Here is a 15,850-nt window from a genome sequence, read left to right on the forward strand (position 1 = left end):
GATGCTCTGTCCCAGACTCACCGCCGCCTGACCGGATTGCTTGCCCACGAACAGGCTTCTCTGGCAATCGCTCAGCGTTGCAGCGCCTTGCCTGCGGGCGTACCGCTGTTCAGTGCGCTGTTGAATTACCGCCACAGCGCGGTGCCCAGTGAGGTAAACGAGGCTGCCGGCGAGGCCTGGCAGGGTATCGAGCTGTTGCAGTCCGGCGAGCGCAGCAGCTATCCGTTGACGCTCAGCATCGATGATCTGGGCGAAGCGTTCGACCTGACTGCGCTGACCTCGACAGGTATCGATGCCCGACGTATTTGTGCGTACCTTTCCAGTGCCGTGAACGGGCTGGTCGATGCCCTCGAGCAGTCACCGGCGGAACCGATTCAAACCCTGAATATTCTGCCCGGCACCGAGCGAACCGAACTGCTCAATGGCTTCAATGCCGATCGCCTTACGGCGGAGTACCCGCTGCCCGTTCACCTACGTATCGAACAGCAGGCGCTTGACCAGCCGAACGCACTGGCTGCTCAGGCGGGCGACCAGCATTTGAGCTACGGCGAGTTGAATGCCCGTGCCAACGCATTGGCCCATCATCTGATCGGACTGGGCGTACGTCCTGACGACCGGGTGGCGGTGGTCGCGCGGCGCGGTCTGGAGACGCTGACGGGGCTGCTGGCAGTGCTGAAAGCCGGGGCGAGCTACGTACCGGTCGATCCGGCCCACCCGGATGAACGCATCAGCTATCTGCTGGAGAACAGCGCGCCCGTGGTGGTGTTGGCTCAATTCGACCTGCTGACGCGTCTGCCCGAACTGCAGGTGCCGGTGATCGCGCTTGATCGCCCGGACTGGTCACAGCGCACCGACAACCCGTCCGTGCCGGAAATGACCACGCACCATCTGGCTTACGTGATTTACACCTCGGGGTCCACCGGGCTGCCCAAGGGCGTGATGGTCGAGCACCGCACGCTGAACAATCTGGTGGATTGGCACTGTGAAGCGTTCAACCTGCGTGCCGGCAGTCATACCGCCAGCGTTGCCGGGTTTGGTTTCGACGCCATGGCCTGGGAAGTCTGGCCTGCGCTGTGTGCCGGTGCGGTGCTGCACCTGCCGCCAGCTGAGATTGGCAACGAACAGCTCGATGTGCTGCTCGACTGGTGGCTGGCTCAGCCGCTGCAGGTGGCGTTTCTGCCGACCCCGGTGGCCGAATACGCCTTCAGCCGTGAATTACACCATCCGACGCTGCAGACTTTGTTGATTGGCGGTGATCGTTTACGCCATTTCAACCGTGATCCGGGTTTCGCCGTGGTCAACAACTATGGCCCGACAGAGACCACGGTGGTGGCCAGCTCTGGCCGGATGCAGCCGGGCAAGGTGCTGCACATTGGCAAGCCGGTTTTTCATGCCCGACTGTACGTACTGGATTCGCGTGGACAGCCAGTGCCACTCGGGGTGCCCGGCGAGTTGTACATCGGCGGCACAGGCGTGGCTCGCGGCTATCTGAACCGTGCGGACCTGACCGCAGAACGCTTCCTCGACGATCCGTTCAGCGACAGCCCCGGCGCCCGAATGTATCGCTCCGGCGATCTGGTGCGCTGGCTGTCCGACGGGACGCTTGAATACCTGGGCCGCAACGATGATCAGGTGAAGATCCGTGGCGTGCGTATCGAGCCGGGAGAGATCGAACAGCACCTGGCGCAATGCCCGGGCGTCGGCGAAGCGGTGGTGACCACCCAGCGTCTGGACGATGGTTCGTTGCGTCTGGTGGGCTACTTCACCCGTCGCGATGCATCGCTCGACAGTGCCGCCTTGCGTGCGCATCTGTTGGGGCAGCTCCCGGAATACATGGTGCCTGCGGTATTTGTAGGTCTTGATACGCTGCCATTGACCCAGAACGGCAAGGTCGACCGCAAGGCGTTGCCTGCGCCGGACCTGGCCGCTCTTGCGAACCTCGCCTACCAAGCGCCTTTGACAGCGCTGGAAGAGCGTCTGGCGGAGGTGTGGGCCGAGGTTCTTGAAGTCGGAAAAATAGGCAGGCACGACAGCTTCTTCGAATTGGGCGGCCATTCGCTATCGGCCATCCGTCTGGTCAGCCTGCTGCAAAAAGCAGGCGTGTCACTGACGCTGGCCGAGCTGTTTCAGCACCCTAGCGTCGCAGCACTGGCAGGGTTGCTCGACCAGCGTCCAGGATCACCGGACGAAGCTCGTGAGGTGATCACAGTGCGTGCCGGTGGCAGCGAGTCACCGTTGTTTCTGCTCCACGATTTCACAGGGCTGGATGCTTATTTCCCTGTGCTTGGGCAACATCTTCAGGGCGACTTTCCGATTTACGGCTTGCCGGGCATTGGCCTTGGGCAGCAGCAATTACGCACCATGGAGTGCCTGGCTGCGCGGATGGTGGAGCGCATTCGTCAGGTCCAGCCGCGCGGTCCGTATCGGTTGGCCGGCTGGTCGTTTGGTGGGGTTATGGCCTACGAAGTGGCTACTCAACTGCTGGGCATGGACGAGGCCGTCACATTCCTCGGCCTGATCGACAGCTATGTGCCACGCCTGACCGATCAGGGCAAGGCACGCTGGCAGGGACCTGACTTGCTTGAGCGGCAATTGCTCTCGCACTGCACTGCGCACTGGCAAGCCCAGGCGGGTGAGGGTGCCGCCAGGTTGGCGCGCCTCACCTCATTGAGCGAGCAAGCACCGCTGCCGGACTTCGCGACGCTGTTGCAACTGTGCCGCGACGAAGGTCTGTTGTACGAGGAGCTGGCGCTGGCGAGCGATCAGCAGTTGCACCATTACCTGGACCGGGAAGTGGCGCATGGTCAGGCCCTGGCGCATTACCAGCTGGAACCGCTCAGCCTGCCGATCCATTTGTTCCGCGCCGAACAGCGTCCAATGGCGCCGATCGGAAGCAGTTCGACCCTGGGCTGGGGTGAGATTCTCTCCAGAAATCAACTGCAGTGCGTCGATGTCCCGGGGGACCACATGACGATGATGCAGGCACCGCACGTGGCCGTGCTCGGTCGGAGCATCGTTCAGGCGTTGCACAGCGTGCCCGCCACGCCACCGCCGGCACCGGCTCATCAGTCGCTGCTGGCGATCCAGAGCGGGCGTGACGGGCATGCGCCAGTGTTTTGTGTACCGGGCGCCGGTGACAGCGTCACCAGCTTCATTGGCCTGGCAGAGGCGCTGGGGCCGGACTGGCCGATCCACGGCCTGCAACCGCGCGGCCTGGACGGTCGCAGTGTTCCGCACAGCAGGGTGGAAGCGGCAGCGCAGAGCCATGTGCAAGCCATCGAAGCGCTGTATCCGAAAGGCCCGCTGCATCTGGTTGGGCATTCGTTCGGAGGCTGGGCGGCGCACGCCATGGCGGTCAAGCTTCAGGCCCGAGGCCGCGAGGTTGTCTCGTTGACCTTGATCGACAGCGAGGCGCCTGGCGGCGAGGGTCTGAGCAGCAAGCCTTATACCGCCACCGCCGTGCTGGAACGCCTGATCGAGGCGCTGCAGCTGTCCAGTGGAAGAAGCCTGGAGCTCGACCCACTGGCGTTTGCCGACAGCGACACGGTCGCGCAAATGCACCTGCTTCAGCAGGCCATGGTGCGCGTCGGGTTATTGCCGCCACGTCTGGCGGCACAGGCCCTGCAAGGGATCGTCCGCACGTTTGCCAGCGCCTTGCGCACGGTCTATCGACCTGAGCCGGGAGGCTACAGCGGCAGGGCAAGTCTGGTACTGGTGAATGACCCGCATCTGGATGCGCTGGACAATCAACTCGAACATGCCGCTTGCGCAAGCCAATGGCAGCATTTGCTGCCGCAACTTTCGCTCTGGGAGGGGCCGGGTAACCACTTCAGCGTCCTGAAAGCTCCGGACGTCTACAGCCTGGCGGCCTGGTGGTATGACGGATTGACAGTCGGTGTGGGGGAAACGCAATGACTTGGTGGGTATTGATAAAGCGTGATTGCAGGCGCAGGGAGGTCTTGCATCGGAGGCGGTGAGGGTGGATCCGGGAGGGGCGATCGGTATCGCCCCGTCCGTTGCATCGACTGGCGGTCAGCAGGTTGAAAAAACGCCCGCTGATGAGCCATACATCCAGCGCATCAGTGAATTACGACCGCTGATGCCCAGTTTGATCGCCGCACGGCGCTGGTAACTGCCCACGGTATTGACCTTGAGTGCGAGCCGCTCGGCCTGCTCAAGCGCGGTATGACCGGCGAGCAGCCCAAGGCACACCTGGGTTTCGCGTTCGGACAACGTCAGACCCGTTTCGCGCAGTCGTTCCTGGAAGCGCTTCTCAATGCTTTCGGGCTTTTTATGCTCGATGCCGGGCATTGCCGATTGCAGAGCATTGACATGTTTTTCAAGTATCGAAAACAGCAGAGGGGAAATGTCGCCCAGCTGCCGGCGTTCCTTTTCTGAGAATTCGTGCGCGGGAAGCGCCCGAAATACCGTTATTTTACAACTAAAGCTTTCCGAGGCCTGATCAGGGTAAAGATGAATGGAGTCACTGAGCAACAGCGTGCCCCGCGATGATGTGACGGTCTCGTTAAAGACCGTTGGTGCAGAGGCAGGCGGCGTTTGCCAGGGCTGCGGCAGTGATGAGAGGTGCGTGGCATCTACGGCAAGCTGAGTATCGATCAGCTTGTGGAACATGCTGGAAAAATTCCCGCTACCGATGCTGGCGATGGCCCTGCCAATCTGCGGAAGTAGTGTGTGAGGCATTTAGTCATCCATGAGTTTAGAACTGCTGACAATGTTATAGACGCTGTAAGCATGGCGCAGTCACATCAACTTAGTCGCTGGCGTTTTCGGCGCGAGATCAGCGTTAGATGCCCGCTAGAGCATCTCTAGTGGAGTACAGCAAAGAGTATCGTCCTGAGGTTACCTAAATACTTCACTATCAGAAAGAGTGATGGTCATCGGTCGGACGGCGGACAATGGCGTCGCAAAAGTGGGGGGGCTGGCCGGCGTTAGCTCATGCTGCCTGATGTTGTGACGGGAAGTAGAAAGTGAATAAACCCCCGCGCATATGCATGTAAACGTCCTGATATGGCGGGGTAACATCGTTCGGCAGGCGCCTACTTTCCGATCATGAGTCGGGTGACCAGACGCGTAAGCCGTCCGTAAGGTGCCGAGACCTTGTCGGACATGTTGAAACGACCGAGCTTGAGAACGCCCCGGGCATGGGACAGGCGAACGAAGCCTTCGTAGCCGTGATAGGCCCCGGTGCCACTGTCGCCGACACCGCCAAAGGGCAGGTCATCCTGGGTTGCGTGCAGCATGGTGCCATTGATGGTCACGCCGCCGGACTGCGTGCGGTTCAGCACCCTGTCCACAGACGTTTGAACGTTGGAAAAGCAATAAAGGGCCAGCGGTGCCGGACGAGCATTGATAAAGGCGATGGCTTCATCCAGAGAGTCATACGCGAGCACCGGCAGCAGCGGGCCGAAAATCTCTTCGCCCATGACATCTGCGTTCAGGGACACCTGAGTGAGTGCCATTGGTGCAATCTTGCGTTCGCCCGCCGTTGCAGGCGCATTGTGTTGCCACGCCTTGGCCCCCGTCGCGACGGCCTGACTGGCCATCGCCATAAGCCGGTCGTAGTGGCGCTGGGAGATGATTGAGGTGTAGTCCGGATTGCCATCGAGGGTCGGGTAAAGTTTTTTTGCCGCAGCCAGCCACTCGCTGGCAAAGCTGTCCACCTGTTCGCGCGGGACGAGGACATAGTCAGGTGCTACGCAGGTCTGACCGGCGTTGAACAGTTTGCCGATAGCGATCATCCGAGCGGCTTTCGTGATCGAAAAGTCGTCGCAGACCACGACTGGCGACTTGCCGCCCAGCTCCAGTGTGACCGGTGTCAGATGGCGTGCCGCCGCCGCCATGACCTGGCGGCCCACGTGGGTCGAGCCGGTAAACAGCAGATGGTCAAAAGGCAGCTCACTGAACTGGCCCGCCAGCGTGGCGTCGCCAGTGACCACGACAACCTGCTCGGCGGGAAACGTTTCGCCGAGCAACTGCCTGAGCAGCTCGGAGGTTCGGGGTGTCAGTTCCGAAGGTTTGATCATCGCCCGGTTACCTGCAGCCAGCGCCTCTATCAAGGGCACCAGCGTCAGCGTCAGCGGGTAGTTCCACGGAGCGAGAATGCCGACGACGCCCAGCGGCTGATAAACCACCCGTGCTGCGGCGGGCCTGAAGACAATACCCGCCTTGCGCCGGGACGGACGCATCCACGCTTTGAGGTGCGAGCGGATGTGCTTGATGCCGTTGACCACCGGCATCAATTCACCGAGCCGGGTTTCGTCGAACGAACGGTTGCCGAAGTCTGCGCTGACCGCCTCGAGCAACCTGTCCTGATTATCGCTGACCATACGCAGGACGGCGTTGAGGTCTGCGATTCGTTGATCGTAGGAAGGTGCGCCCTGAGCACGGAATGCAGCCTGCTGTGCCTCGAACAGCTCGGTTAGCCCGGCAGCGTGGAACGTGGTACCTGGCGGAACCCTGGCGAGTTGATTCATGACGCTGCTCCTGTGGCTGCGTGTTTTTTATAGTCACTGCGACCGAACCTGCCGCAAGTGCAGGCGTGTCAGCGGTAATGTGTCGATGTCCTGGCTCACCTAACCGTATAGGACACTGCAAAGCCAATGGAGGGGCGATCCGGCCGGTTAAAGTGGCTGGAACGGCCAACCTGTATTGCAATCATTGCTCGCCATGCACAGGTTCGGGCGCCAGGCGATCCAGATGACTGACAATCATCGCTGCCACCATCGCGCAGGTTTTCGCGGGCTCCAGCGGTTCATCGAACAACAACTCAATGGTCGCGTGAATCATTTCCACCGCAACGCGGGCAACCATGGCGATGTCCTCGGACGCCGCGTCTGGAAAAGCACTGCCGATGATGGCGGCCTGAGCCTTGGAAACCCTGCGGTGGGAGTCGAGCCGCACATGCTCCAGCGCGGGAACCGCCCTCAGTGCCTTGAGCGTCCACATGCCGCCCAGCGTGGCATCGGTGACCCGGTACGTATCCAGAATAAGCTCGGCGAGCGCCTGCTCAAGCGCCTGAGGCGTACCTGCGATCAGCTCGGGGGTGATCCAGTGATCGATCCGCTCGTTCTGTTTCTCGAGCAGACGTTCGCCCAGCACCGTCAACAGCGCGTATTTATTGGGGAAATAGCGATACAACGCGGGCGGCGTAAGGCCGGCCCGTTCGCATACCAGATTGGTCGACAAACGCTCTATGCCGACCTCGCACAGGGTGTTTGCCGTGGCGACCAGAATGCGTTCGTAGGTTTCGGTAGCACGCTGCTGCGCGGGCAACTTCTTGCGTTCAACGCTTTTCCCGGCGATCTGCTCGGGAAGGGTTTCGGTTTTCAGCCTGGCCATAAGTACCTGTCAAGAAGAATGGGGCGCCAGCATGACGATCAAAAAAACAGTTGCTGCACGATAAAATGATAGTTATAACTATCGTGTAGCGATGACTATCATAACTGAAGCGTCGTTATTGTGACGGTCTGTCAAAACAAAAAATAAAAAAGGTGACGCTATGAACGCACGGCAGTGGCTTTTCCTCTCTTCGGTTCTGATGTGCTCCACCAGCATTCATGCTGCTGCCGGTCCGCTTGAGGCCAAGGGCCTTTGGCTGACGGCGGAAAAGGACGCGGTAGTCAGGCTTGACGACTGCGCAGACAAGACCGGCGCTATCTGCGGCCAGATTGTCTGGGTCAAGGATGCTGCTTCCACGTCGAGCGACTGCGGCGTACAGATTCTGCAGCTGACCCGCTACGACCAGGACGCCTGGCGTGATGGCTGGGTGTATGACCCCCGTGATCAGAAAAAATATAAGGGCGCCGTTCGAGTCAAGGATGGACGCCTCAATGTAAGGGCTTTTGTTGGCACCGAAGTTCTCGGCAAGACAGAGCAATTCGAGCGAATCGCAACACTGCCTCCTGCCCCGGTTTGCAAATCGTAAATCCGGCCCTTTAGCGTGGGAGAGAATCATGCGCACGTATACAACCCGTTATGTAATAGCTGCAGCCCTGTGCTGCGCAGCAGGCCCGACTCTTGCCATCGCCGATGAAATGTCGAGCTACGCAGTGGATGTTACCGCCAAGGTCAGCTCGGACATTCGTACCCGCGGGATTTCCGATTCTCTGAATCGGCCCGGGGCCAAGGTGACCCTCCAGGTCGCCCATGAAACAGGCCTGGTGGCGCTTGCCGAATTTACCACGGTCAGCAAGAAACAGTTCCTCGACGGCGACGGTGCAGGTGTATTGCTGGCGGGCGGTTATCGCTTCGGCGATCCGGATGCCTGGCACTATGGCGTCGGGCTGGCGGCCGAGATGTTTCCAGGGGCTCAGTTCAAGGCACCCAACCGGTTCGATTTCGAAACGTTCACGCCAGGTGAAGAGCACTCGACCAATTACAACAGCCAGTTCGCCGTGCTTGAAATCGGTTACGGCGCGCTCGAAGGGCGAATCGCCCGGGTGCTCTCGAAAAACTACCGGGGTGCCAACAGTGGCGGGGTATGCGGCGCGCAATTGCAGTTCCGCGATGACCCGACCAAAGGCCTCGATTGCTATGCCAAGGGTGACCGCAACTCCCGGGGCAGCATGCTCTATGACCTCGATTACAAATACGCGCTGGGCATCAACACCAACCTGAAGCTGCACGCCGGCTATCAACAGATCGAAAACTTCTCGGAAGCCGACTTTGCCGATTATGGCGCAGGTCTGGTCCACCACTGGTGGGGCTTCGACTGGGGGCTTGACTGGGTGACGACCAAGACCAGGGCGCGCGAGCTGTATATGGCCGAGGACGACGGACATGTGCGCACCACGGACGGCAGTCGCTGGGTAGCGTCGATTTCCCGCACATTCTGAGTAGACCTTTATGACTTCGCTTTTCATTTCCCGGACGCCTGAGGCGGCTACCGGCCTGGAGCAACTCGTCCTCGCGATCGACCTGGGAACGTCCGGCTGCAAGTGCGCGCTGGTCTCCATGGAGGGAGACATCCGCGCCTGGGCGTTTCACGGTGTACCGCTGCACGTCAGTGGCCTGAGTGCCGAGCAGGAACCCGAGGACTGGTGGAACGCGTTTCTGCTTGGTGCCCACGAATTGCTGGCAGCCGACCCGCTCAGGCGTCGTCAGGTGGTGGCCGTGTGTTGCTCGACGCAAAGCGAAGGCACGGTCTGTGTCGATCGCGACGGGACCGCGATTGGCCGGGCGCTGCTGTGGCTGGACAAACGCGGCGCCGACTCGATCAAAAAACGCATGGGCGGAGGCTGGTGCAATCTGGGCGGCTACGGGCCGCTCAAACTCTGGAAATCGCTGCGACTGACCGGCGGGGTAGCGTCGCTGTCGGGCATGGATTCGGCCGGGCACATGGCCTATATCCTTGACCACGATCCGGCAAGGTATGACCAGACGCACAAGTTTCTGAATGTGCTCGACTACATGAACATGCGCTTGTCTGGGCGTTTCTGCGCCACAGGTGACTCGATGCTGACCGCTTGGGTAACCGACAATCGCGATCCTCATCACATCCGTTACGACGCCAGCCTGATCAGGGCTCTGGGTATCGACGCAGGCAAACTGCCTGAGCTGGTGGGCTCGACGGAAGTCATCGGCACCTTGAAGCCCGAGCTCGCCGATGCTTTGGGGCTGCTTCGATCCACACCTGTGGTGGCGGGTGCTGTGGACACCTCGGCGGTGGCCGTTGGCGCCACCGTGCGCGACTTCGCTCCGCATCTTTATCTGGGCACCTCGTCGTGGGTCGGCGCTCACGTGCCGTTCAAGAAATCCAGTGTTCGCCACCACATTGCTGCGGTACCCAGTGCGGTCAAGGGCCGGTATCTGGCAATGGCCATGCAATCGGCGGCGGGCTCCAATCTGTCGTTTCTGCGCGACAAGGTGCTGTATCACCCGGACGAGTTGCTGAGCGATGAGCAGCAGCCGGACGTGTACGCCTTGCTGGACCGTATCGCCGCCCGAGTGCCACCGGGTTCGAGGGGGCTGATCTACACGCCATGGTTGTGTGGCGAGCGCTCTCCGGTAGGTGATCCGAGCCTGCGTGCCGGCCTGATCAACCTGAAACTCGAGCACTCGCGGGAAGACATCATCCGGGCCTTCATGGAGGGCGTCGCGCACAACACGCGCTGGATGCTGGAACCGTTCTCGCAATTTATCGGCCAGTCGCGCGGAGTCATCGTCGCCACCGGAGGCGGAGCGCAATCGGATGTGTGGTGCCAGATCATGGCCGATGTCTGCGGGCGAGTCATTCAGCAACCGCATAACCCGATTCAGACCAACGCACGCGGTGCGGCCTTCATTGCTGCAGTAGCGCTCGAAAAACTGCAGTTCAACGATCTGCCGGCCCTGCAACGGCCGCATCGGCTGTACGAACCCTCCGAATCAACCCGAAACCTGTATGACGACCGCTTCGCCACGTTCAAGGAAGTCCGCAAACGTCTGGCGCCGCTCTATCGCAGGTTGAACCCATCGCAGGAGACGGCACCATGAGCAATGTTCAACAGCAGATCGTCGACCTGTCGCGGCATCTGTCACGCCGCGGCTTCTTTGCCGCAACCGGCGGCAACCTTGCGCTGCGTATCGACGCATTGCACATCGCGGTCACTCCGTCGGCCACCGACTACTTCAGCATGCGGCCAGAGGACGTCTGCGTATTGCGACTCAAGGACCTCAAGCAGCTGTCGGGCGAACGTTCGCCCTCGGTTGAAAGCGAGCTGCACGCGAAAGTCCTGCGCAGTCGCCCGGACGTCAATTGCAGCATTCATACCCATCAACCATTGGCCAGCGCCTGCACATTGTTCGGCAAATCGCTGGAAGTGCCATACCCGCCGCTGTGGCAATCGCTGGGGCGGCGAATTCAGCTGGTGGGTTATGCGCCGTCCGGTTCCGGTTGGCTGGCAGGCAAGCTGGAAAAGACCATCCGGCCTGACCAAAACGCCTACCTGATGCGCAATCACGGCGTTCTGTGCTGTGGCCCGGACATAGAAGCCACCCTGAAGCGCCTGGAGGACCTGGAAACATTCTGTCGTGACCATCTTCTCAATCAGATCAAAGCCAACAGCCGTGGCAAACCCGAATCACGCGTTGCAATAGCACGCCTGATCGACGCGCTGACCAGTGCCGGCTCGCACGCCCTCAGCCCTCAGACTTTTTCAGAGACTCAATCATGAACAGACCTCTCGATCCTGCCAACATCCCTGACATTCCCGCATCGGCCGTGTCGCAATGGCCCGATGTCGATTCACTGTATCGCCGCTTCGATGAGCTGGTGAAACAGCCGATTCGCCCGATCAAGCGCGACGCGATGAACAAGATCATGGGCTATTTCGACGAGCGCTGCCAAGGCTCGAAGCGGCTTTCCGAGGCGGCGAAAAAGGTCATACCGGGAGGCGTGCAACATAACCTGGCGTTCAACTATCCGTTTCCACTGGCCTTCGCCCAGGCTAACGGTGCGCACCTGACCGATGTCGATGGCAATCGCTACACCGACTTCCTGCAGGCAGGCGGCCCGACGTTGCTGGGCTCCAACCATCCGGCCATTCGCGAACAGGTTGACCGGATTCTCGATGAGTGCGGGCCGGTGACCGGCTTGCTGCATGAATATGAAGTCAAACTTGCGGAACTGGTCTGCCAATCGATGCCGGGCGTCGACATGCTGCGCTTGCTGGGCTCGGGCACTGAGGCGGTCATGGCCGCGGTTCGCCTGGCCCGTGCCTATACCCGCAAGAAATGGGTGATCAAGATCGGCGGCGCCTACCACGGCTGGAGCGACCAGTTGGTCTATGGCATGCGCTTGCCGGGCACCGGGCGCATGGAGGCAGTGGGAATCCCGCGAGGCGCCACCGCAAACACTCAGGAGAGCCCACCCAACAATCTCGATGCGTTGCGTCGCAGGCTGCAAATCAATCGTCTGCGTGGTGGCACCGCAGCCATTATGGTCGAACCTTTTGGCCCGGAAAGTGGCACGCGTCCGGTGCACGCCGACTTCAACCGACAGCTGCGTGCGCTGTGCAACGAATTCGATGCCCTGCTGATCTTCGACGAAGTGGTCACCGGATTCCGTGCCGGTCTGGGCGGCGCACAGGCTTATTTCAATGTCATGCCGGACATCACGGTACTGGGCAAATGCCTGACCGGGGGCTATCCGATGGCGGGTGCCATTGGCGGGCGCCGGGACGTGATGCAACTGCTTGCCGGTGGCATCGGCACATCCTCGCGACGGGCGTTCGTCGGCGGCACGCTGTCGGCCAATCCGTTGTCATGCGTCGCTGGTTATTACGCGCTGGTCGAAGCCCGCCGCCTGAACGCGCCGGCGCTGGCGGGAAGGGCGGGCGACCGTATGCGCGCAGGACTGGAAGAGATCATCAATCGGCGCGGCTTGCCCTACGTGGCGTACAACATGGGCTCCATCGTTCACCTGCAGACGTCCGGCGTCCTGCTGCTCGATACCGGCAACCCGCTCAAGCTGCTGAGGGCGCGCAATGAAGCCAAGACTCGCAAGCACATGATGGAAGAGATGGGTGCCGCGTATACCGCTCACGGCCTGATCACGCTGGCCGGGAGCCGCTTGTACACCAGCCTGGCTGACACCGACGATGTCATCGACGACGCGCTCGAACGCTTCGACGCTGTCTTTCAGTTGGTGTGAGGTGAGCAGCATGCGCGATTCACTTCGAAAACAGTGGTTTGATCTGCGTGAACGCCTGATGGGGCAGGTGGACTCACACAGCAGTGTGTCGTTGCGATTGCCGGGCGAACAGAGCATGTGGCTGGGCAAGCTCGACGACCTGGCGCCGCAGGTGGTTGATTGCAACGACTCGGCAGCGGGCGACGGCCAGACGCACGCGGCGATCTACCGCGCCCGAGCTGACGTCGGCGCCGTTCTGCTCGGCGGCGGTGCCTTTGCCAAAAGCCTGGTGGATTTTGGCGGAGTCCTGCCGATTCTATTTGATGAGCAGGCACGCCATATAGGCCATATGGCTACGCCTGCCAGTTCCGAGCAACCACTGGCGCGATTATTGAAGCGTGGGGGAAATGCTGCGGTGATCGACAGCACGCCGGTGGTGATGGGTACTACAGGGGCGCGAATGGTCCTCAATGCAGAGTTGTTCGAAAAATGCGCCAAGGCCTATACGCTGGCCAAGGCATGTGGCACGCACCTTACGTTACTGCCCTGGTGGGTGGTGCTGGTGGCCAACGGAAGGCTGATGAAAGACGAGAAGCGGGCGGCGCAGTGTTTTGCCGAAGGCCATATTCCGCCTGAAACCCGCGGTTACTGAAACTTCCGAAGAGGCGCATGCCATGCAAACGTCGTCCGCTGTAACTCGCAGGCATCTGAGTGCCGCCTTGGCACTGGGCTCTGTCGCGGTGCTGATGGTAGGGCTGCAACCATTGCTTCTTGGCGAGTTACTGGCGCAAGACCACGTATCACTGGAAGGTGTCGGGCTGGTCGCAATGGGTGAAATCGTCGCGCTGGGGCTCGGTGTGGTGCTGGGCGACCTGCTGCGTTCGATGCTCAACCTGCGCCTGCTGACGGTCATCGCCATCCTGTGCGCTGCCGGAATGGATCTGGTCACGGCCAATGTCACCGGCGACGGACCGTTGACCGCTGCACGCGCGCTGGCGGGGCTGGCCGAGGGCCTACTGCTCTGGGGCGCCGTCAGCCTTATCGTTCAGGGGCCTGCGCCAGACCGGGTGGCAGGCGTGTTCATGGTCGTCCAGACCCTGGCTCAGGCACTGATGGCCGCAGCGCTTGCGTACCTGATACTGCCTGATCGTAGCGTGCATGCAGGGTTCGTGTTTCTGGGAATACTGACCGCAAGCTCAGTGCTGTTCGTTGTCTGGCTACCCGAACGCTTGCCGCAGCAGCCTGACAGACAGCTGGATACATCAGGTTTCAGATGGAATTTGAAGCAAGTGCTGCTGCTGATGCTGGTGTTCATGCAGCTCTCGGCTGTTGGCGGGTTGTGGGCGTATCTGGAGCCGCTGGGCATCCACGCAGGGCTGGGCGCTCATGCGGCGCAATTGCTGGTGTCCGCGATGTTATTCATGCAGGTTCTGGGCGGCTGCCTGGGCATTCTGCTGGTACGCAGGGTGCCTGATTACTCGATGTTGGCTACCGCCGCGTCTCTTCTGGCTGGCATTGCATTGGGCATGTACATCACAGCCGATCAGGGGGTAAACGTATTTCTGGGCCTGTGCGCTCTGTTTGCCCTGATCTACCTGATGCTGACCCCGTTTCAGGTGCGCATTGCGCTGCAGATAGACCCCTCGGGACGCATCGCAGGGCTCATTCCCGGCATGCAACTGCTGGGCTGCGCATTCGGACCGCTGCTGGCGTCGCAATGGGTGTCTGGCGACAACGCTCAACCGGTGCTGCTGGTCAGCGTCTGGCTGTCGGTATCGGCTTTGTGTCTGATAGCGCTGCTGCACCGGCGGGCAGTTGATAGAAGGGTTAGGGTTGTGGGCGGGGTTTGATTGGTCGCCTGGGTACGGTTACAGAGCGAACAAGCCGGGAGCCTCATTCAAGAGGGGCTCAACCAGGCGACCTGATTTCCAGCCTTCCACGCCAGTCCGCTTAGGACAAGGAGCCCCAGCAACACGGAATACACCCAGTAGGCGCCGATCCAATCGTATGACCAACCGGCCAGGATAACGCCCACCAGCCCTGCAAAACGACTCATGAAATCAATGGCGCCGTACCAGCTTCCAATGATTTCCTTGGGTAACGTAAGCTGAATGGCGCTAGCTGTACTGCGAAAGTATACAGTGGTACCAAACTGGAATAGAAACATACCGACAGCCACCCATAAGAAACTTCCTCGGCACCACAGGGTCATTGCGATACCGGCGAACATTAACGCGTGGGCGGACAGTATTGTGGTGATTAGGCTTTTGTCCTGGAAAGACGACATCGTAAATCCTCCCAGCACTGCGCCAGTGGTTCCGAGCGCATAAAGATAACCTGTTTGCTCGGGAGAAAACGCATGGAAATCTCGGAGAAAAGGAATCCATAAGAGCGCCAGCACGCTTATCACCAGAACGCAGGTAGAGTAAGAGGCAAGGAAATTACGCCACTGCGAGGACCTTAGAAGGTTCACGGTTGCCATCGAAGCGCCGGTCACGCTTTCCTGGAAACGCGCTTTGAATGATGAAGACTCGACATCTGGGCGGGTAACACTCGTGCCTGCGGCCACTGACCACAGACTGAGCGCAAGAAACAAAGCGCCCATCATGAAGACGATTGAGGCAGTAAGAGCCATGGACAAGCCGACCTGGAAAATCACCAGCGCACCAATGGCAGGCCCTACCGCTCTGGCGACGCCGTTGATAATTGCAAGAAAGCCATTGACCCGTATTATCTCCTCCCTTGAAAAGAGGAAAGGAATAAAGGAAAACATGATAAGCCGGACGTACTGATGTACGAGGTCAACCAGGAAAGCAAATAACCATACCTGTTCGACAGAACTGCCTGGCGTCGAAAGGGTCGTAACAGCCACCGTAAAAACAATGATATTTATGATCTGCGTGGCGATGAACAGCTTCCATTTATCAAATCGATCAATAAACCCCGCTCCTAGCAGGGTGACCAGTATTTCAGCGCTGTAACCTATTGCATACGTCGTCATGACGGACAGGGTTGAGCCCGTCAACGTGTACGCCAGGTTGGCAAATGCCAAGTCGTATACCGCTTCGGAGAGCGCAATCAGCACGCCCACCGAAGCAAATATGTACAGTATCTTTTTGTTTGAGCAGGGAAGGGTGTGCACAGCGTTCGTCCGTTTTTAATAGTCGTCCTGTTTATGCGCAATGATTACGCCTAACCTCAAACTTCCAAATGACTGGC

The 15,850-nt window shown here is 60.1% G+C and carries 12 protein-coding genes (1 of these 12 only partly in view); 8 read left to right on the forward strand and 4 right to left on the reverse strand.

The annotated features are described in order from the left end of the window. Positions 1–3,915 carry the 3' end of a non-ribosomal peptide synthetase gene (locus LCH65_RS14395; RefSeq protein ID WP_226439569.1) on the forward strand. The gene continues 13,866 nt to the left of window position 1, outside the view, so the window shows 3,915 of its 17,781 coding nt (coding positions 13,867–17,781); the start codon falls outside the window, past its left edge; it ends in the stop codon at positions 3,913–3,915. Between the two features lie 117 nt (positions 3,916–4,032). Here the strand turns inward: LCH65_RS14395 and LCH65_RS14400 are convergent, their stop codons facing one another. The 3 genes from LCH65_RS14400 to LCH65_RS14410 all read right to left on the reverse strand — a co-directional run bounded on the left by LCH65_RS14400 (position 4,033) and on the right by LCH65_RS14410 (position 7,359). Continuing rightward, positions 4,033–4,701, reverse strand: coding sequence for a LuxR C-terminal-related transcriptional regulator (locus LCH65_RS14400; protein ID WP_003434001.1), 669 nt, complete (start codon positions 4,699–4,701; stop codon positions 4,033–4,035). A 356-nt stretch (positions 4,702–5,057) separates the two neighbouring features. Continuing rightward, entirely contained in the window at positions 5,058–6,494 is a 1,437-nt protein-coding gene (locus tag LCH65_RS14405) for a coniferyl aldehyde dehydrogenase (protein ID WP_226439570.1), read from the reverse strand. 181 nt (positions 6,495–6,675) lie between these two features. After that, positions 6,676–7,359, reverse strand: a complete 684-nt coding sequence (locus LCH65_RS14410; RefSeq protein WP_054081428.1) for a TetR/AcrR family transcriptional regulator — start codon at positions 7,357–7,359, stop codon at positions 6,676–6,678. A gap of 160 nt (positions 7,360–7,519) precedes the next feature. On the opposite strand from LCH65_RS14410, the gene LCH65_RS14415 reads away from it, so the two are divergent. Genes LCH65_RS14415 through LCH65_RS14445 form a run of 7 tightly spaced genes read left to right on the forward strand, consistent with a single transcriptional unit; the run spans position 7,520 to position 14,481 of the window. Then, positions 7,520–7,945 carry a DUF2147 domain-containing protein gene (locus LCH65_RS14415; RefSeq protein WP_226439571.1) on the forward strand — a complete coding sequence of 142 codons (426 nt, stop codon included), beginning with the start codon at positions 7,520–7,522 and terminating at the stop codon, positions 7,943–7,945. A gap of 28 nt (positions 7,946–7,973) precedes the next feature. After that, entirely contained in the window at positions 7,974–8,855 is an 882-nt protein-coding gene (locus tag LCH65_RS14420) for a TorF family putative porin (RefSeq protein ID WP_099266647.1), read from the forward strand. A gap of 10 nt (positions 8,856–8,865) precedes the next feature. Next, positions 8,866–10,494 carry an FGGY-family carbohydrate kinase gene (locus LCH65_RS14425; protein ID WP_003372836.1) on the forward strand — a complete coding sequence of 543 codons (1,629 nt, stop codon included), beginning with the start codon at positions 8,866–8,868 and terminating at the stop codon, positions 10,492–10,494. Next, positions 10,491–11,174: a class II aldolase/adducin family protein gene (locus LCH65_RS14430; RefSeq protein ID WP_003372838.1), complete on the forward strand. Its 684-nt coding sequence runs from the start codon at positions 10,491–10,493 to the stop codon at positions 11,172–11,174. The genes LCH65_RS14425 and LCH65_RS14430 overlap by 4 nt, the downstream gene beginning before the upstream one ends. Further along, the gene (locus tag LCH65_RS14435) at positions 11,171–12,652 is read left to right on the forward strand and encodes an aminotransferase class III-fold pyridoxal phosphate-dependent enzyme (protein WP_003433991.1); all 1,482 of its coding nucleotides are present in this window, start codon (positions 11,171–11,173) and stop codon (positions 12,650–12,652) included. Before LCH65_RS14430 ends, LCH65_RS14435 begins: the two co-directional genes overlap by 4 nt. Before the next feature lie 10 nt (positions 12,653–12,662). Then, positions 12,663–13,283, forward strand: coding sequence for a hypothetical protein (locus tag LCH65_RS14440; protein WP_226439572.1), 621 nt, complete (start codon positions 12,663–12,665; stop codon positions 13,281–13,283). Positions 13,284–13,305: 22 nt separating this feature from the next. Next, positions 13,306–14,481, forward strand: coding sequence for an MFS transporter (locus LCH65_RS14445; protein WP_226439573.1), 1,176 nt, complete (start codon positions 13,306–13,308; stop codon positions 14,479–14,481). A gap of 47 nt (positions 14,482–14,528) precedes the next feature. On the opposite strand, the gene LCH65_RS14450 is transcribed toward LCH65_RS14445, so the two are convergent. Further along, complete coding sequence (locus LCH65_RS14450) at positions 14,529–15,773, reverse strand: MFS transporter (RefSeq protein WP_226439574.1); 1,245 nt, start codon at positions 15,771–15,773, stop codon at positions 14,529–14,531. Positions 15,774–15,850 lie beyond the last annotated feature (77 nt).

The sequence above is a fragment of the Pseudomonas sp. MWU16-30316 genome (assembly GCF_020515645.1).
Classification (GTDB): Bacteria; Pseudomonadota; Gammaproteobacteria; order Pseudomonadales; family Pseudomonadaceae; genus Aquipseudomonas; species Aquipseudomonas cerasi.